The sequence below is a fragment of the Streptomyces sp. NPDC001407 genome, from assembly GCF_042895325.1.
Lineage (GTDB): Bacteria > Actinomycetota > Actinomycetes > Streptomycetales > Streptomycetaceae > Streptomyces.
The window spans coordinates 118,423-134,686 of the sequence record NZ_JBIAWF010000010.1 but is presented as its reverse complement, the minus strand read 5'-3'; the positions used below and the strand labels follow the sequence as shown (position 1 = coordinate 134,686).

The following is a 16,264-nucleotide window of genomic DNA, read 5'->3' as shown; positions in this document are numbered from 1 at the left end:
TGATCGTGTGCCTGACGGCGGTGCTGCGTGGTGGAACGGAGAGGTCAGCGACGCGACATATACATGTCGAGGGCCTTGTGGAGCAGCTTGTTGAGCGGGAAGTCCCACTCGCCGAGGTACTCCGCGGCCTGGCCGCCGGTGCCCACCTTGAACTGGATGAGGCCGAAGAGGTGGTCGCTCTCGTCCAGGGAGTCACCGATGCCGCGCAGGTCGTAGACGCTCGCCCCCAGGGCGTAGGCGTCGCGCAGCATGCGCCACTGCATCGCGTTCGACGGACGGACCTCGCGCTTGTGGTTGGCGGAGGCACCGTAGGAGTACCAGACGTGTCCGCCGACGATCAGCATCGTGGCGGCGGCGACGGCCTCGCCCTCGTGCACCGCGAAGTACAGCCGCATGCGGTTGGGGTCCTCGGTGTTGAGGGCCGACCACATGCGCTGGAAGTAACTGAGCGGCCGCGGGCGGAACTTGTCACGCTCGGCCGTGATCTCGTAGAGGTGCTGCCAGGTGGGCAGGTCCTCGTAGCCGCCCTGGACGACCTCGACGCCGGCCTTCTCGGCCTTCTTGATGTTGCGGCGCCACAGCTGGTTGAAGCCCTTGTGGACGTCCTCGAGGGAGCGGTTCGACAGCGGCACCTGGAAGACGTAGCGCGGCTGGACGTCACCGAAGCCGGCGCCGCCGTCCTCGCCCTGCTGCCAGCCCATGCGGCGCAGCTGGTCGGCGACCTCGAAGGCGCGGGGCTCGATGTGGGTGGCCTCGACGTCCCGGAGCCGCTTGACGTCGGGGTCGGCGATGCCGGACTTGATGGCGTTCGAGTCCCAGCGCCGGATGACGACCGGCGGGCCCATCTTCACGGAGAAGGCGCCCTGCTGCTTGAGGTGGGCGAGCATCGGGCGCAGCCAGTCCTCGAGGTTCGGCGAGAGCCAGTTGATGACCGGGCCCTCGGGGAGGTAGGCCAGATAGCGCTTGATCTTGGGGAGCTGGCGGTAGAGCACCAGGCCCGCGCCGACCATCTGGCCGTTCTTGTCGAACCAGCCCAGATTCTCCGAGCGCCACTCGGCCTTCACATCGGCCCACGCCGGCACCTGCATGTGACTCGCCGCGGGCAGGCTCTGGATGTATGCCAGATGCTGCTCTCGGCTGATTGTCCTCAGGGTCAGGCTCATGCGGGGCGCTCCTCGGCAGGTGTGTCCCCAGGGTCGGGGCTCCGGCTCTCGCGCCGAAGCCTACTGCGACAAAGGAGCGCCTCGTCTGGGCGTACCCACCGCTACCCGATCAGACCTCCGAAGAGCCCGCCGTGCGCCATGCCCAGGAAGAAGCCGACGGCCGACGCCCCCAGCCCGATGATCAGCAGGAAGCGCTCGCCGGTCGTCGCCGATATGAACTGGCCGTACGCCCCCGTGAGGATGCCCACGAGGCCGCTCCAGGAGCTGAGCAGGTGGAGGTTGGAGAATGCCGAGCTGATGAAGGCCAGGGCGCCGAGCACGATGGTCACCGCGGCGAAGGTGTTCTCGAGGGGGTGGGGCTTGCCGTCGCTGTTGAGAGCGGAGTTGATCAGCGCCCGGGGGCCGCGGGGCTGGCGAGCTGCCTGTGTCATGGGGCTACCTCCTGAAGGCAGGCGGCGCACTGTAGCGCCGGTCACACCCGATGCGTCCAGATTGCGGTGCGGGACCGCTCGATTTCAACCGGAAGCCCGAGTGCGGGTACTGTGTACGGTCTGCACCGGTGTCTGCCCAGACCCAGCTTCGGTCCCAGGGGCGACCCAGGGACTCTCCGCTGAATGTCAGTGTCGGCCGATACCGTTGCTTACGCATCACGACCCTCCTGCCACGGAACGACCGTGGCCGCTGAGTCCAAAGGAGGTGGGTTCCACATGCGTCACTACGAGGTGATGGTCATCCTCGACCCCGATCTCGAGGAGCGCGCTGTCTCCCCGCTGATCGAGAACTTCCTCTCCGTCGTCCGTGAGGGCAACGGAAAGGTCGAGAAGGTCGACACCTGGGGCCGTCGTCGTCTGTCGTACGAGATCAAGAAGAAGCCCGAGGGCATCTACTCGGTCATCGACCTGCAGGCCACGCCTGCGGTCGTCAAGGAGCTCGACCGCCAGATGAACCTGAACGAGTCGGTCCTCCGGACCAAGGTCCTCCGTCCCGAGACCCACTGAACCCCAGCGGTTCAGAGGTAATCGGGCTGCATCGCAACGAGTAGCAAGCAGCCAGCAGCACACCCGCCGAGAGGTTCATCCATGGCAGGCGAGACCGTCATCACGGTCGTCGGCAATCTCGTCGACGACCCCGAGCTGCGCTTCACCCCGTCCGGTGCGGCGGTCGCGAAGTTCCGCGTCGCGTCCACTCCCCGCACCTTCGACCGCCAGACCAACGAGTGGAAGGACGGCGAGAGCCTCTTCCTCACGTGCTCGGTGTGGCGGCAGGCGGCGGAGAACGTCGCCGAGTCGCTCCAGCGAGGCATGCGCGTCATCGTGCAGGGCCGGCTGAAGCAGCGGTCCTACGAGGACCGCGAGGGCGTCAAGCGCACGGTCTACGAGCTCGACGTCGAAGAGGTCGGCGCCAGCCTGAAGAACGCCACGGCGAAGGTCACCAAGACCTCGGGTCGCGGTGGCCAGGGTGGTGGCTTTGGTGGCGGCGGTGGCGGCCAGCAGGGCGGCGGCTGGGGCAACGGCCCCGCCGGCGGCCAGCAGGGTGGCGGCGGGGCTCCCGCCGACGACCCGTGGGCGACCAGCGCTCCGTCCGGCGGCCAGCAGGGCGGCGGCGGAGGCGGCTGGGGCGGCGGCTCCGGCAACTCCGGCGGCGGCTACTCGGACGAGCCGCCCTTCTAGGCCCTTCACGGGCCCGGGTCCTCGCGGATCCGAGGGCGAAGCACCACAACTTCTTGATCACACAGGAGAGAGACAATGGCGAAGCCGCCTCCGCGCAAGCCTAAGAAGAAGGTCTGCGCGTTCTGCAAGGACAAGACCGCTTACGTGGACTACAAGGACACGAACATGCTGCGGAAGTTCATTTCCGACCGCGGCAAGATCCGTGCCCGTCGCGTGACCGGCAACTGCACCCAGCACCAGCGCGACGTCGCCACGGCCGTGAAGAACAGCCGTGAGATGGCGCTGCTGCCCTACACGTCGTCCGCGCGATAAGGGAAGGGTGACCGAAAAATGAAGATCATCCTCACCCACGAGGTCTCCGGCCTCGGCACCGCCGGCGACGTCGTGGACGTCAAGGACGGCTACGCCCGCAACTACCTGGTCCCGCGCGGTTTCGCGATCCGCTGGACCAAGGGTGGCGAGCAGGACGTGGCGCAGATCCGTCGCGGTCGCAAGATCCGCGAGATCGCCACGATCGAGCAGGCCAACGAGGTCAAGGGTCAGCTCGAGGGCACCAAGGTGCGCCTGGCGACCCGTGCCGGCGACGCCGGCCGCCTGTTCGGCTCCGTGACCCCCGCCGACATCGCTGCCGCGATCGAGGCCTCGGGTGGTCCGAAGGTCGACAAGCGCCGTGTCGAGGTGGGCTCGCCCATCAAGACGCTGGGCTCGCACCAGATCTCCGTGCGTCTGCACGCCGACGTCGTTGCCAAGCTCGGCATCGAGGTCGTCGCTGCCTGATCGCCTGGCGATCGGTGACGTGGGAAGGGCCGCACCCCTCGGGGTGCGGCCCTTCCGCCGTTCCGGGCCGGGCCCGGGGCCGCTCGGGGAGACGCCGTCAGGCCCGTACGGCCCCGGTGACGATCCAGCGGCCGGAGCGGGCGCGCAGCCACAGGCTCAGCATGCGCACGGTCATCATCAGCGTCATCGCCCACCACAGGTCCGTGAGGCCGCCGCCGAGGGTGGGCACGAGCAGCGCGACGGGGGCGAAGACGGCGAGGACGACCAGCATCGCCCAGGCGAGATACGGCCCGTCCCCCGCGCCCATCAGGACGCCGTCCAGGATGAAGACGACGCCCGAGACGGGCTGGCTGAGGGCCACGATCAGGAGCGTGGGCAGCAGCGCGTCCCGTACGGCGGCGTCGGAGGTGAACATGGGGATGAAGAGCGGCCGCGCGGCCACCACGAGCACCCCCAGCACCACCCCTGACGCGATCCCCCACTGCACCATGCGGCGGCAGGCCGCCCGGGCCCCGTCGGCGTCACCGGCGCCGAGATGGCGCCCGATGATGGCCTGGCCGGCGATGGCGATGGCGTCCAGGGCGAACGCGAGCAGGCTCCACAGGGTCAGCACGATCTGGTGGGCGGCTATCTCCGCGTCACCGAGCCGGGCCGCCACCGCCGTGGCGATCATGAGGACGGCGCGCAGCGAGAGCGTGCGCACCAGGAGGGGCACCCCCGCCTGGGCGCAGGCCCGGATGCCCGCGGCGTCGGGGCGGAGCGAGGCGCCGTGCTGCCGGGCGCCCCGGACGACGACCGTGAGGTAGGCGGCGGCCATGCCGTACTGCGCGATGACGGTGCCCCAGGCGGAGCCCGCGATGCCGAGCCCGGCGCCGTAGACGAGGCCCAGGTTGAGGGCCGCGTTGGCGGCGAAGCCGCCGATGGCGACGTACAGCGGCGTGCGGGTGTCCTGGAGGCCGCGCAGCACGCCCGTGGCGGCGAGCACGATGAGCATGGCCGGTATCCCGATGGCGCTGATCCGCAGATACGTGGTCGCGTACGGGGCGGCGGTCGGTGAGGCGCCGAAGAGCTCGACGACCGGTCGCGCGGCGGGGAGGGTCACGGCTATGACGGCGACGCCGATGAGGAGGGCGAGCCAGATGCCGTCCATGCCCTGGCGGATCGCGGCCTGGAGGTCACCGGCGCCGACGCGCCGCGCGACGGCGGCGGTGGTGGCGTAGGCGAGGAAGACGAAGACGCTGACGGCGGTGGTGAGCAGCGCCGCGGCGACCCCGAGGCCGGCGAGCTGGGGTGTGCCGAGGTGGCCGACGATGGCGCTGTCGGCCATGAGGAAGAGGGGTTCCGCGACGAGTGCGCCGAAGGCGGGCACGGCCAGCGAGAGGATCTCGCGGTCGTGGCCTCGGGCGCTGTGCGGTCCTCGCGCGGTGGCCTTGGTCATGCGCTCAACCTAATCTTCCACAGGTAATCACTGCAAGCCATTAGTGACCCTTACATTCGGCGCGCTGCGGCGATCTTCTCTGCGACGTTTGTCGCGATCTTGCGCCGAGCGGGAAAGTTTTTCTCCTCAACAGCCGGTGGATGGGGAAACCGCAGGTCAGGCGGGTAGCGAGGGAGTGATTGTGTGTTTGTCCACAGCGCTTTCCCCCGTGCCGTACACAGGATCCGCGGGGTTCTCCACAGGATGGGGGCCATCATCCACACGCCCTGTGGATAACCAGATTGGCTGACGGTGCCCGCGGGCCTACCGTGGACCGGCGCCCGCCGCCTGTTCCGGCCTCGAAGACCTTACGAGATCGACACGAACTCGACGCACGCCAACCGGAGTCGGGCGGGCTATTTGTCAGAGCCGTGCCGTAAGAAAGAACAGCACGGCGAGGTCCGCACAGCGGACGGGAGGAGGTGGCGGGGTGAGCATCCCCGAGCCCATGGACGACCCCTGGGCGGACGCCGGCCCCGGCGACCGGCTCCCCGTCTCCCGCCCCCGCCGCGGCGACGGCCAGTCCCGCGGTGAGCGCCACGACCGCGGTGGCGACGACGGTGGCTCCTGGGACCGCGGCTCCTCCTCCCACGGGACGCAGGGCTTCGAGCGCGTCCCCCCGCAGGACCTCGACGCCGAGCAGTCCGTCCTCGGCGGCATGCTGCTCTCCAAGGACGCCATCGCCGACGTGGTCGAGGTGCTCAAGGGCATCGACTTCTACCGCCCGGCACACGAGACGATCTTTCAGGCCGTTCTCGACCTCTACGCCAAGGGCGAGCCCGCCGACCCCATCACCGTGGCCGCGGAGCTCACCAAGCGCGGCGAGATCACCCGCGTCGGCGGCGCCGCGTATCTCCACACGCTGGTCCAGTCCGTCCCCACCGCGGCGAACGCGGAGTACTACGCCGAGATCGTCCACGAGCGCGCCGTGCTGCGCCGGCTGGTCGAGGCGGGCACGCGCATCACGCAGATGGGATACGCGGCCGACGGCGACGTCGACGACATCGTCAACAACGCCCAGGCCGAGATCTACGCCGTCACCGAGCAGCGCACCAGCGAGGACTACCTCCCGCTCGGCGACATCATGGAGGGCGCGCTCGACGAGATCGAGGCCATCGGCTCGCGCAGCGGCCAGATGTCCGGCGTCCCCACCGGCTTCACCGACCTCGACGCGCTGACCAACGGCCTGCACCCGGGCCAGATGATCGTCATCGCCGCCCGTCCCGCCATGGGTAAGTCGACCCTCGCGCTGGACTTCGCCCGCGCCTGCTCGATCAAGCACAACATGCCGAGCGTGATCTTCTCGCTCGAAATGGGCCGCAACGAGATCGCGATGCGCCTGCTGTCCGCCGAGGCGCGGGTGGCGCTGCACCACATGCGCTCCGGCTCCATGACCGACGAGGACTGGACGCGCCTGGCCCGCCGGATGCCCGACGTCTCGGCCGCGCCGCTCTACATCGACGACTCCCCGAACCTGTCGATGATGGAGATCCGCGCCAAGTGCCGCCGTCTCAAGCAGCGCGCGGACATCAAGCTCGTGATCATCGACTATCTCCAGCTGATGCAGTCCGGCGGCGCCAAGCGCGCCGAGAGCCGCCAGCAGGAGGTCTCGGACATGTCCCGAAACCTCAAGCTGCTGGCCAAGGAGCTCGAACTGCCGGTCATCGCGCTCTCGCAGCTGAACCGTGGCCCCGAGCAGCGCACGGACAAGAAGCCGATGGTCTCCGACCTCCGTGAGTCCGGCTCCATCGAGCAGGACGCCGACATGGTCATCCTGCTCCACCGTGAGGACGCCTACGAGAAGGAGTCGCCCCGCGCGGGCGAGGCGGACATCATCGTCGGCAAGCACCGAAACGGCCCGACGGCCACGATCACGGTGGCCTTCCAGGGCCACTACTCGCGCTTCGTCGACATGGCGCAGACGTAGGCGTCGCCTCAAGGGAGCACGAAAGGCCGGTGCGGGCTAGGGCCAGCTGACGGGACCCGGCCCTGAAGGCCGGGTCCCTACTGCGACCGCACGACTACCCTGTCGCAGTGATGATCTTCGAGAGCAGCCATCGACCGCCGAACCTTCCGGGCGCGCTCACGACATGGTTTGCCAAGAACGGAGCGCTTCTCCGCACACGTGGGATCACCGCTGAACTGCGGCACTCCCCAGAAGACGGCCGACTCAAGAACAGCGCATGGCTGACTGCCGAGGCCGGGAACCGGGCCATACAGATCACCGTCTGGAACAGCGGTGAAGCCGAACTCGACTTTATGGACCTCAGCAGCGGTGACAACCGTCCCGAGCATCGAGACCTCCAAACCGAGCAAGAACTCCATGCCCTCCTGGGATCCGCACTCGACTGGATCGTCCTCGGCACGAACGGCTGACCACGAGGGTTGGACACGACTCTGCGGACAGACGTCGACGACAACTGACGCGGACCCGAAGGAAACCCCAGCTCAACGCTCCGCCATTCGACGCTCAGTCGCGGAACCTACACCTGCCACCGAAAACGCTCTGCCCGGTACGGGCGGAGATCGCCACTGTCGCGTCGGCGCGGAAGACGCGTGATCACGTGACAGGGCGGTCTCATTCCGGCGCGATCCAAGGCAGTTCGGAGGCGAGGTCCTGGCGGAGGCGGCGCAGGGGGCGGGCGCCGACCAGGGAGTGGACCGGGGTGCCGGCGCGGAAGAGGAGGAGGGTCGGCATGGAGAGGACGCCGTACGTCGCCTGTGTGCGCGGGTTGGTGTCCACGTCGAGCTGGACGATCTTGATGCGGCCCGCCTCCTGCCGGGCCAGCTCGGCGAGTACGGGTGTGATCATGCGGCAGGGCGCGCACCAGGCCGCGGTGAAGTCGACGAGTACGGGGAGCTCCGACGCGAGGACCTCGGTGGCGAAAGTGTCGTCCGTGACGGAAGGGATCGGCGCTGCGGATGTGGGGTCTGCGGTGGTCGTCATGGCGTGCTGAGCTCCTCTTCGGGGCCGGGTGGGGTGAGGGCGCAGAGCGGGGGCGGGCCGCCGGGACCTCCGCGGCGGCCCTGAGGGCGGCGGTCTCCCGTTCGGCGCGGGCGAGTTGGGCGCTCACCTCCGCCCGTACGCGCCGGAGGCGGTCGATGCAGTCGTCGAGCTCCGCCAGCTTGCGGCGGTAGACCTCCAGCGAGGCCGGGCAGGAGTCGCCCGCCGGGTGGCCAGCGCGCAGGCAGTCCACGAACGGCCGGGTCTCCTCCAGCCCGAACCCGAAGTCCTGGAGGACGCGGATCTGCTGGAGGAGACGCAGGTCGTCCTCGTCGTACGTGCGGTAGCCGTTGCCGGCCCGGCGGGCCGGCAGGAGGCCGAGCGACTCGTAGTGCCGAAGGGTGCGAGTGGTGGTGCCCGCCCGCTGGGCCAGTTCCCCGATGCGCATGGACACGACCGTAGACGTTGACGTGGACGTCAACGCCAGGGCCGGGGCGCGGCGCGGTTGGTTAGGGTGCGGACATGACCGCGTCGTACGAAGTATCCATGGATGGCCCCCAGTTCACCGAGTTGCTCCCTGGTACCCGGCGGGCCCTCCTGCACCGCATCGCCACCGCGCAGTCGGAGGGCCGCACGCCCTCATTGGTGGGTGCGGTGATGCGGGAGGGGCGGATGGTGTGGTCAGCGGGCCGGGGGGAGGTCGCCGGGCGGGCGCCCGGGGCCGATACGCAGTACCGCATCGGATCGATCACCAAGAGCCTGGTCGCGGTCCTGGTCATGCGGCTCTACGAGGAGGGGCGCGTCGACCTGGACGCCCCGCTCGCCACCTATCTCGACACCCCGGAGGCCGGCGAGGCCACCGTCGCCCAACTGCTCGCCCACACCTCCGGGCTGGCCGCCGAGGCGCGCGGCCCCTGGTGGGAGCGCACGGACGGCGCGCTGCGCCCCGAGCTCGCGGACATCTTCGGCGAGCGCCCCCAGCGGCACCCGGCCGGCCGGACGTACCACTACTCCAACCCCGGCTACGCGCTGCTCGGCGCGCTCGTGGAGCGGCTGCGCGGGAAGCCCTGGGGCGAGGTGCTGCGCCGGGAGGTGCTGGTGCCGCTCGGCATGGACCGTACGACCCTCCTGCCCGAGGCGCCGCACGCGGAGGGCTGGGCCGTGCACCCCTGGGCGGACGCGCTTCTTCCGGAACCGGCGGTGGACACCGGGCGGATGGCACCCGCCGGGCAGGTCTGGTCCACGGCGGCGGACCTGTGCCGGTTCGCCGCGTTCCTGCTGGACGGTGACGAGCGCGTGCTCGGCCGGGAGGCGGTCGCGAGGATGCGGGTGCCGGAGTCCGGCCCGCAGGACCCGGGCTGGAAGTTCGGCTACGGCCTCGGCGTGCAGCTCACCCGCCGGAACGGCCGCACGCTGATCGGTCACACGGGATCGATGCCGGGCTTCGTGGCGACCCTGTGGGCGAGCCCGGACGAGGCGCTGGCCGGGGTGGTCCTGACGAACCGGACCTCCTGCCCCGGGGTGGACGCGGCGGCCGCCGCGCTGGTGGACACGGTCGCGCGCAACGAGCCGCGGATCCCCGAGACCTGGCGCCCGCTCGGCGAGGTGGACAGCACGCTGCTGGAGCTGACCGGGCCCTGGTACTGGGGTGCCGCGCCGTTCGCCCTGCGCCTGCGCGCGGACCGCGGCCTGGAGCTGACCCCGCTCTCCGGCACGGGCCGCGGCTCGCGGTTCCGCGCGGAGGACGACGGCACCTGGACGGGCCTCGACGCGTACTACGCGGGGGAGACGCTGACGGTCGTGCGGAATGCGGAGTACGCGGTCAGCCACCTCGACGTCGGCACCTTCGTGCTCACCCGCGAGCCCTACGAGCAGGGCGACGCGGTGCCCGGCGGGGTCGGGAAGGCCGGCTGGCGGTAGGGCCCGCCGGGCACCGGGTCGGGCGAAGGCGGGCCGGCACCGGGCAGGGGCGGCCCGCGCGGCGCGGACGTAGGGTCGGGGAGAGATTGGCGGGCGCCCGTATGCGGCGCGATACCACCCCTGGAAGGCCACCGTGACTGCGAACACCGCACCGGTCCTGCTCGACCTCGCACCGCTCGACGCGGCGCACTTCGCGCGCATCGAGGACAAGGTCGCCGCACTGATGCGCACGCGCGAGAGCGTCGTCGCGATGCAGGGCGAGGCGCTGCTGCCCCTGGAGGCGTGCATCCGCTCCGCCGTGCGCCCCGGCAGCACCGCGCTGAACATCATCACGGGCCCGTACGGGGAGACGTTCGGCGGCTGGCTGCGTTCCTGCGGCGCCGAAGTGATCACGGTGGCGGCGCCGTTCAGCGGCGCGGCCGGCCCGGAGCAGGTGGCCGAGGCGCTGCGCGCGCATCCGGAGATCGACTTCGTGAGCCTGGTGCACGCCGAGGCGGCCACCGGCAACACCAACCCGGTCGCGGAGATCGGCGCCGTCGTACGGGAGCACGGCGCGCTGCTGATGCTGGACGCGGTGGCGTCCGTGGCCGCCGAGCCGCTCCTCACGGACGAGTGGGGCGTCGACCTGTGCGTCATCGGCGGGCAGAAGGCGATGGCGGGCCCGGCGGGCGTGTCGGCCGTGTCGGTCAGCGCCCGCGCGTGGGAGCGGATCGCCGCCAACGAGCAGGCCCCGCGCCGCTCGTACCTCTCCCTGCTCGACTGGAAGGAGCGCTGGATCGACGGGGGGCGCGAGGTCCTGCCGCACGCCCCCGCCCAGCTGGAGATGCTCGCGCTGGAGCAGGCGGTCGACCGGATCGAGGCGGCCGGCCTGGACGCCGTGATCCTCCGCCACCGGGCCGCCGCCGCGGCCACCCGCGCCGGTGCGCGCGTGCTGGGCGCGCTCTCCCCGTACGTCACACGGGACGCGGATGCCGCGCCCGCGGCGACCACCCTGCGTGCCCCCGGGGGTGTCGACGCCCGGGAGATCGTCGCGGCCGCCCTGGCCGCCGGCCCGGCCGTGCCCGTGCAGGCGGCGGGCGGGGCGCTGGCCAAGGAGATGATTCGCGTGAACCACTACGGGCTCGCCGCGGACCGTGCTGTCGTCCTGGACTCCCTCTCGGCGCTCGGCGCCGCGCTGCGGGCGCTGGGCATCGAGGCCGGTGGGACGGACGAGGCCCTGGATGCCGCGGCCGTCGCCTGGGACGCGGTGACCGGGAGCTGACGCCCTGACGCGTCCTGATCCTCAAGGCAGCAGCGTGAGCCGCTGTCGGTGCGTTATGCGCCGACAGCGGCTTTTTTATGTCTTCGCCCCGTTATGGCCACTGCCGCACCTCGTTCAACTGCCCGGATAGAATCGGAATGCCCAGCCCGTTTCGTTCGATCGCCCTCCGGAGGTTCCCCGCATGACGCGCCGCAGGAACGCGACGGTGCCGGTGACCGCTTCGGCGGCTCTCCGCGCGGATGCCCGGCGCAACAGGGCGCTCATCCTCGACGCCGCGCGATCGGCCTTCGGGGAACGGGGGTTGGGGGTGCCGCTGGGGGAGATCGCGCGCCGCGCGGGCGTCGGCACGGGCACCGTTCACCGCCATTTCCCTTCCAAGGAAGCGCTGTTCAGGGCCACGGTCGTGGACCGGATCAGGCTTTTCACGGACGCCGCACGGGAGTTGGCGGACGCGGACGAACCCGGCACGGTGTTCTTCCGCTATCTCGCGGCGGTGGTGCGGCTCTCGGCGCGGAACAGGGCGCTCCTGGACGCGCTGGACGCGAGCGCCGAGGGCCTCTTCGAGCCCACCCCGGGAGTGGAGAAGGGCTTCCAGGAGGCACTGGGCGTACTGCTGACGCGGGCTCAGGAAGCGGGCGCCGTAAGGCGGGACGTCGACGTCGAGGACGTCGTCACGCTGCTCTCCGGCTGCCTGTCCATGGAGCGGCGGCGGGGGACGGCGGGAGCGCCCGGGAGGATGACGGCGCTGATGTGCGACAGCCTCCGGCCGGGCCGGAACGTGACGAAACTGCCCGCTGTCGCGGTCGAGCGTGACGAAACGGCCTGCGCGGAGTGCGGCGGGCCGGTGGCCACGGCGCGTACGGGGCGGCGGGCGCGGTACTGCGGTGGGGCGTGCCGGCAGAGGGCGTACCGGTCGCGTCAGCGGTAGGCCGTAAGGGGCGCGGGGCTCTTTCGATATGCGGCCCCGCAGCGTGGGCGCGATCAATCCCCCACCGGCCCGCGGCGGCCGGACCGCACTTCCAGCTGACCGCACTTGCAGCTGAGCGCTCAGACGACCGGCGCCAGTGACTCCACCGCTGCCACCAGCGGCGCCAGTTCCGGTCGCTTCGACGCCTCGTCCAGCGCCTCCCGCAGCGCCTTGTCGTTCGTGGGCCTGGCCTCCGCGAGGAGCGCCAGCCCCGCCTCCGTCACGTCCGTGTAGATGCCCCGGCGGTCCGTGAGGCAGAGGTAGCGCGTCAGCAGGCCGCGGTCCTCCAGCCGGTTGACCAGGCGGGTCGTCGCGCTCTGGCTGAGGACGACGGAGTCGGCGACCTGGTTCATGCGCAGGTGGCCGCCCTCGCCGCTGTGCTGGCGGCTGAGCACGTCGAGGACGCTGAACTCGCGGACGCTCAGGCCGTGCCCGGCCTGCAGGGCGCGCTCGATGTGCGACTCGATCCGGCCGTGGAGCGCGGAGAGCGCGCACCAGCCCTGTGCCAGCCCGAGCAGAGCGGGATCCGGGGTGCGGGACATGGGGCGGGTCCTCCTTCGCATGCGGAGTCTTCGTGGCGGGCGCGCGTGCGGAGTGCACGCGCCGGGTGTCCGGGGTCACGCGCGGGGCGCGCGGCCGCGGGCGCTTCCCGCTGGGCCCGTACGGACAGGATAGCCCTCCACCGCAATAGCCCGCGCTTGCAAATAACCCGCGTATGCAATTATTGTCGACGCTCATAAGGCTCGCCTGCAATCACGCGTTCCTGGGCGCGGCCACCCCCTCCCTTTGCTGAAGGACCCCTGTCATGCCCCTTGCACTGCTGGCGCTCGCCATCGGCGCCTTCGGTATCGGCACCACCGAATTCGTGACCTCCGGGCTGCTGCCGGAGATCGCGGCGGAGTTCGGCGTCTCCATCCCCACCGCCGGCTACCTGACCACCGGCTACGCGCTCGGCGTGGTCGTGGGCGCCCCGATCCTCGCGATCATCGGCAGCCGCGTGCCGCGGAAGCGGATGCTGATGGCCCTGATGGGGCTGTTCGTCGCGGGCAACGTGCTCTCCGCCGTCTCCCCCGTCTTCGCGCTGATGCTGGCCGGGCGGATCGTCGCCTCGCTCGCGCACGGCGCGTTCTTCGGCATCGGCGCGATCGTCGCCGCCGGGCTCGTCGCCCCGCAGAAGAAGGCGGGCGCGATCGCGATGATGTTCACGGGCCTGACCGTGGCCAATGTGGTCGGTGTGCCGCTGGGGACCGTGGTCGGCCAGAACGCGGGCTGGCGCCTGACCTTCTTCCTCATCGCCGGGCTCGGCGTGCTCGCGGTGCTCGGCATCGCCGCGCTCGTGCCCCGGCTGCCCGAGGAGCCGCGCGCCGAGCGGGCGCGCGTCAGCGGCGAACTCGCCGCCTTCCGCAACCCGCAGGTCCTGCTCGCCATGGGGATGACCGTGCTCGGCTTCGGCGGCGTCTTCACCATGAACACCTACCTCGCGCCGATGATGACCGACGTCACGGGCTTCGCGCCGTCGTCCGTGACCTGGCTGCTCGTGCTCTTCGGCATCGGCATGGTCATCGGCAACCTCGTCGGCGGGCGGTACGCGGACCGGGCGCTCATGCCCCTGCTGTACGTCTCGCTGAGCGCGCTCGCGATCGTCCTCGCGCTGATGCCGTTCGCCGCGCACAGCAAGGCCGCGGCCGCCGTCGCCGTCCCCCTGATCGGGGCCTTCGGCTTCGCGTCCGTGCCCCCGTTGCAGAAGCGCGTCCTCGACCAGACCTCCGACGCGCCGACGCTCGCCTCCGCCGTCAACATCGGCGCCTTCAACCTGGGCAACGCCATCGCCGCCTGGCTCGGCGGGCTCGTCATCGCGGCCGGCTTCGACTACGCGGCCCCCACCTGGGTCGGCGCCGCGATGGCCGCCTCCGCGGTCGCCCTGGCCGTGCTGTCCGCCGCCCTGGAGCGGCGCGCGGGCGGGGGCGGCGGCCGGATCGCGGCACGGTCCGCCACGGCTCCCGCCCCTCAGGAGCCCCAGACACCTCAGGCCATCACCGGAACACCGTACGCATCCCGCTAGGAGCACCACCTCATGACCGACACCACTTCCGCCTCCGTCCGCCCGCTCACCACGGACGAAGCGGACGCTCTCGTGACCGCCGCCCGCCGGGCCGCCGACGAGCAGGGCGTACGGATCGCCGTCACCGTCCTCGACGCGGGCGGCCACCTGCTGGCCTTCCGCCGGGACGACCGGGCCGTGCTGATCGCGGGGGAGACGAGCACGCGCAAGGCGTTCACCGCGGCGCAGCTGGACGCGCCCACCGCCGACCTGGTCGAGGCCGTGCGGCCGGAGGGGCTCTTCCACACGCTGCCGACCGCCCTGGACCGGCCGCTGCTCTTCATCGCGGGCGGGGTCCCTCTGCGCCGCGACGGCCGGCTGATCGGCGCGATCGGGGTCGGCGGCGGCGCGCCGGACCAGGACCACGCCATCGCGACCGCCGCGACCGCGGCACTGCCGGTCGCCTGACCGCCCGCGGGGGCCCCGGAGCCGGGCCCCCGCGCCCTTCCGGCCGGGTCCGCGTGAGATAGCCCTCCACAAAGGTTGCGCGATCACGCAACCTTTTCCCTCGTCCCATCCCTCCTTGAGTGAAGGAGAAGTGCGGTCGCCGTCGGAAAAGCGGGGCCGTCAGAGCCGAGGGAGACAGGATGAGCGCTGGTGGAAGGGCCACGGCCCGCACGGCGCGCAGCCGGAACGCGGAGTTGCTGCTGCTGGGCGGAGCGGTGCTGCTGACGCTGTTCGGCTATGCCTCGGTGGGGCTGGCCACGGCCGGTGAGCTGCCGGGCGAGCTGCTCGGCTACGCCTTCGGGCTGGTGGCCGCGGCCGCGCTCGCGCATTTCGCGGTGCGGCGCTTCGCCCCGCACGCCGACCCGCTGATCCTGCCGCTCGCCTTCGCGCTGAGCGGCCTGGGCCTGGTGCTGATCCACCGGCTCGACATCTCGTACGCCATTCGCTACCACTCCCCGCCGGCCGCCTCGAACCAGGTGATGTGGAGCGCCATCGGACTGGCCGTCCTGCTGGCCGTCCTGGTCTTCCTGAAGGATCACCGCCACCTCCAGCGCTACGCGTACGTCACCGTCTTCGCGGCCCTGGTGCTGCTGATGGCACCGGCCTTCTTCCCCGGTGACTCCTACGGCGCGAAGCGGTGGATCCGGCTCGGGGCGCTGTCTTTCCAGCCCGGTGAGTTCGTCAGGATCGCCATCGCGGTGTTCTTCGCCGGCTACCTCACCATGCACAAGGACGCGCTCGCGCTCGCCAGCAGGCGGGTGCTGGGCTTCTATCTGCCGCGCGGGCGGCAGTTCGGGCCGATCGCCGCGGTGTGGGTGCTGAGCCTGCTCGTGCTGATCTTCGAGCGGGACCTCGGCACGTCGCTGATCTTCTTCGGGCTGTTCGTCATCATGCTCTACGCCGCGACGGAACGGCCGAGCTGGGTGGTGTCGGGCCTGGGCATGTTCGCCGTCGGGGCGTTCGTCGTGGGCTCCATGGAGCCGCATGTGCACGGCCGCATCGTCGCCTGGCTGCACCCCATGGACTACTACCTTCCGCACCCGCCGACCGGTCTGACCTCCCCGCAGGCTGCGGAGGCGCTGTTCAGCTTCGGCAGCGGCGGCGTCCTCGGCACCGGCCTCGGACGCGGGCATTCCGATCTCATCGGCTTCGCCGGGCGCAGCGACTTCATCCTCACCACGGTCGGCGAGGAGCTCGGGCTCGCGGGCATGATGGCCGTGTTCCTGCTGTACGCGCTGCTGATCGAGCGCGGCCTGCGGACGGCGCTGGACGCCCGGGACTCCTTCGGCAAGCTCCTGGCGACCGGCCTCGCCGGCGCGCTGGCCCTCCAGGTCTTCGTGGTCGCCGGAGGCGTCACCGGGCTGCTGCCGCTGACCGGCAAGGCCCTGCCGTTCCTCGCCGCGGGAGGCTCCTCCCAGGTGGCCAACTGGGTGCTGATCGCGGTGCTGCTGAAGATCAGCGACTCTGCGCGCAAGCCACCGCCCGAGCCCGTCGGCGACCTCGACGAGCAGGCCACCCAGATGATCAGGCGCTGAGG

Annotated in this window: 17 protein-coding genes and 1 pseudogene; 12 read left to right on the top strand and 6 right to left on the bottom strand. The window is 71.2% G+C overall.

What is annotated here, in order from left to right:
• Nucleotides 1–44: 44 nt before the first annotated feature.
• Both ACFY1P_RS16260 and ACFY1P_RS16255 read right to left on the bottom strand, forming a co-directional pair.
• A complete protein-coding gene (locus tag ACFY1P_RS16260; RefSeq protein ID WP_390750937.1) occupies nucleotides 45–1,163 on the bottom strand; it encodes a lipid II:glycine glycyltransferase FemX in 1,119 nt (372 codons plus the stop codon).
• A 101-nt stretch (nucleotides 1,164–1,264) separates the two neighbouring features.
• On the bottom strand, nucleotides 1,265–1,594 hold the full coding sequence (locus ACFY1P_RS16255) for a hypothetical protein (protein ID WP_361519522.1): 330 nt from the start codon (nucleotides 1,592–1,594) through the stop codon (nucleotides 1,265–1,267).
• A 276-nt stretch (nucleotides 1,595–1,870) separates the two neighbouring features.
• On the opposite strand from ACFY1P_RS16255, the gene rpsF reads away from it, so the two are divergent.
• The 4 genes from rpsF (at nucleotide 1,871) to rplI (ending at nucleotide 3,610) form a co-directional block, all read left to right on the top strand.
• Complete coding sequence (rpsF, locus tag ACFY1P_RS16250; protein ID WP_058045341.1) at nucleotides 1,871–2,161, top strand: 30S ribosomal protein S6; 291 nt, start codon at nucleotides 1,871–1,873, stop codon at nucleotides 2,159–2,161.
• Nucleotides 2,162–2,242: 81 nt separating this feature from the next.
• A complete protein-coding gene (locus ACFY1P_RS16245) occupies nucleotides 2,243–2,833 on the top strand; it encodes a single-stranded DNA-binding protein (protein ID WP_361519518.1) in 591 nt (196 codons plus the stop codon).
• 75 nt (nucleotides 2,834–2,908) lie between these two features.
• A complete protein-coding gene (rpsR, locus tag ACFY1P_RS16240) occupies nucleotides 2,909–3,145 on the top strand; it encodes a 30S ribosomal protein S18 (protein WP_004950692.1) in 237 nt (78 codons plus the stop codon).
• Between the two features lie 18 nt (nucleotides 3,146–3,163).
• Complete coding sequence (gene rplI / locus ACFY1P_RS16235; protein WP_102918483.1) at nucleotides 3,164–3,610, top strand: 50S ribosomal protein L9; 447 nt, start codon at nucleotides 3,164–3,166, stop codon at nucleotides 3,608–3,610.
• 97 nt (nucleotides 3,611–3,707) lie between these two features.
• Here rplI and ACFY1P_RS16230 read toward each other — a convergent pair whose 3' ends face one another.
• Nucleotides 3,708–5,048 (bottom strand): MATE family efflux transporter, encoded by a 1,341-nt coding sequence (locus ACFY1P_RS16230; RefSeq protein ID WP_361519514.1) that lies wholly within the window; start codon nucleotides 5,046–5,048, stop codon nucleotides 3,708–3,710.
• Nucleotides 5,049–5,517: 469 nt separating this feature from the next.
• On the opposite strand from ACFY1P_RS16230, the gene dnaB reads away from it, so the two are divergent.
• Nucleotides 5,518–7,014, top strand: coding sequence for a replicative DNA helicase (dnaB, locus tag ACFY1P_RS16225; protein ID WP_361519511.1), 1,497 nt, complete (start codon nucleotides 5,518–5,520; stop codon nucleotides 7,012–7,014).
• Nucleotides 7,015–7,121: 107 nt separating this feature from the next.
• Nucleotides 7,122–7,463, top strand: a complete 342-nt coding sequence (locus ACFY1P_RS16220; protein ID WP_390750936.1) for a hypothetical protein — start codon at nucleotides 7,122–7,124, stop codon at nucleotides 7,461–7,463.
• Nucleotides 7,464–7,665: 202 nt separating this feature from the next.
• Here ACFY1P_RS16220 and trxA read toward each other — a convergent pair whose 3' ends face one another.
• Entirely contained in the window at nucleotides 7,666–8,034 is a 369-nt protein-coding gene (gene trxA / locus ACFY1P_RS16215; protein WP_361519509.1) for a thioredoxin, read from the bottom strand.
• A pseudogene (locus ACFY1P_RS16210) lies at nucleotides 8,031–8,479 on the bottom strand (MerR family transcriptional regulator). The gene trxA and the pseudogene ACFY1P_RS16210 overlap by 4 nt, the downstream one beginning before the upstream one ends.
• Before the next feature lie 98 nt (nucleotides 8,480–8,577).
• Here ACFY1P_RS16210 and ACFY1P_RS16205 point away from each other — a divergent pair.
• From ACFY1P_RS16205 to ACFY1P_RS16195, 3 genes are all read left to right on the top strand, one after another.
• Nucleotides 8,578–9,951 carry a serine hydrolase domain-containing protein gene (locus ACFY1P_RS16205; RefSeq protein WP_361519503.1) on the top strand — a complete coding sequence of 458 codons (1,374 nt, stop codon included), beginning with the start codon at nucleotides 8,578–8,580 and terminating at the stop codon, nucleotides 9,949–9,951.
• A gap of 133 nt (nucleotides 9,952–10,084) precedes the next feature.
• Nucleotides 10,085–11,212 carry a pyridoxal-phosphate-dependent aminotransferase family protein gene (locus ACFY1P_RS16200; RefSeq protein WP_390750935.1) on the top strand — a complete coding sequence of 376 codons (1,128 nt, stop codon included), beginning with the start codon at nucleotides 10,085–10,087 and terminating at the stop codon, nucleotides 11,210–11,212.
• Nucleotides 11,213–11,393: 181 nt separating this feature from the next.
• Nucleotides 11,394–12,140: a TetR/AcrR family transcriptional regulator gene (locus ACFY1P_RS16195; RefSeq protein ID WP_390750934.1), complete on the top strand. Its 747-nt coding sequence runs from the start codon at nucleotides 11,394–11,396 to the stop codon at nucleotides 12,138–12,140.
• 119 nt (nucleotides 12,141–12,259) lie between these two features.
• Here the strand turns inward: ACFY1P_RS16195 and ACFY1P_RS16190 are convergent, their stop codons facing one another.
• Nucleotides 12,260–12,721, bottom strand: coding sequence for a MarR family transcriptional regulator (locus ACFY1P_RS16190; protein WP_361519494.1), 462 nt, complete (start codon nucleotides 12,719–12,721; stop codon nucleotides 12,260–12,262).
• 263 nt (nucleotides 12,722–12,984) lie between these two features.
• Between ACFY1P_RS16190 and ACFY1P_RS16185 the strand changes: the two genes are divergently transcribed.
• The 3 genes from ACFY1P_RS16185 to ACFY1P_RS16175 all read left to right on the top strand — a co-directional run bounded on the left by ACFY1P_RS16185 (nucleotide 12,985) and on the right by ACFY1P_RS16175 (nucleotide 16,262).
• Nucleotides 12,985–14,241 (top strand): MFS transporter, encoded by a 1,257-nt coding sequence (locus ACFY1P_RS16185; RefSeq protein WP_390750933.1) that lies wholly within the window; start codon nucleotides 12,985–12,987, stop codon nucleotides 14,239–14,241.
• A gap of 12 nt (nucleotides 14,242–14,253) precedes the next feature.
• Nucleotides 14,254–14,688: a heme-binding protein gene (locus ACFY1P_RS16180; RefSeq protein ID WP_390750932.1), complete on the top strand. Its 435-nt coding sequence runs from the start codon at nucleotides 14,254–14,256 to the stop codon at nucleotides 14,686–14,688.
• A 179-nt stretch (nucleotides 14,689–14,867) separates the two neighbouring features.
• On the top strand, nucleotides 14,868–16,262 hold the full coding sequence (locus ACFY1P_RS16175; protein WP_390750931.1) for an FtsW/RodA/SpoVE family cell cycle protein: 1,395 nt from the start codon (nucleotides 14,868–14,870) through the stop codon (nucleotides 16,260–16,262).
• Nucleotides 16,263–16,264: the final 2 nt, after the last annotated feature.

Bases quoted from the DNA above. Each gene is read 5' to 3' on its own strand.
- ACFY1P_RS16175 (WP_390750931.1), top strand. From the start codon at position 14,868: ATGAGCGCTGGTGGAAGGGCCACGGCCCGCACGGCGCGCAGCCGGAAC.
- ACFY1P_RS16260 (WP_390750937.1), bottom strand. From the start codon at position 1,163: ATGAGCCTGACCCTGAGGACAATCAGCCGAGAGCAGCATCTGGCATAC.
- ACFY1P_RS16205 (WP_361519503.1), top strand. From the start codon at position 8,578: ATGGATGGCCCCCAGTTCACCGAGTTGCTCCCTGGTACCCGGCGGGCC.
- rpsR (WP_004950692.1), top strand. From the start codon at position 2,909: ATGGCGAAGCCGCCTCCGCGCAAGCCTAAGAAGAAGGTCTGCGCGTTC.
- rpsF (WP_058045341.1), top strand. From the start codon at position 1,871: ATGCGTCACTACGAGGTGATGGTCATCCTCGACCCCGATCTCGAGGAG.
- ACFY1P_RS16190 (WP_361519494.1), bottom strand. From the start codon at position 12,721: ATGTCCCGCACCCCGGATCCCGCTCTGCTCGGGCTGGCACAGGGCTGG.
- ACFY1P_RS16255 (WP_361519522.1), bottom strand. From the start codon at position 1,594: ATGACACAGGCAGCTCGCCAGCCCCGCGGCCCCCGGGCGCTGATCAAC.
- rplI (WP_102918483.1), top strand. From the start codon at position 3,164: ATGAAGATCATCCTCACCCACGAGGTCTCCGGCCTCGGCACCGCCGGC.
- trxA (WP_361519509.1), bottom strand. From the start codon at position 8,034: ATGACGACCACCGCAGACCCCACATCCGCAGCGCCGATCCCTTCCGTC.
- ACFY1P_RS16185 (WP_390750933.1), top strand. From the start codon at position 12,985: ATGCCCCTTGCACTGCTGGCGCTCGCCATCGGCGCCTTCGGTATCGGC.
- ACFY1P_RS16180 (WP_390750932.1), top strand. From the start codon at position 14,254: ATGACCGACACCACTTCCGCCTCCGTCCGCCCGCTCACCACGGACGAA.
- ACFY1P_RS16230 (WP_361519514.1), bottom strand. From the start codon at position 5,048: ATGACCAAGGCCACCGCGCGAGGACCGCACAGCGCCCGAGGCCACGAC.
- ACFY1P_RS16245 (WP_361519518.1), top strand. From the start codon at position 2,243: ATGGCAGGCGAGACCGTCATCACGGTCGTCGGCAATCTCGTCGACGAC.
- ACFY1P_RS16195 (WP_390750934.1), top strand. From the start codon at position 11,394: ATGACGCGCCGCAGGAACGCGACGGTGCCGGTGACCGCTTCGGCGGCT.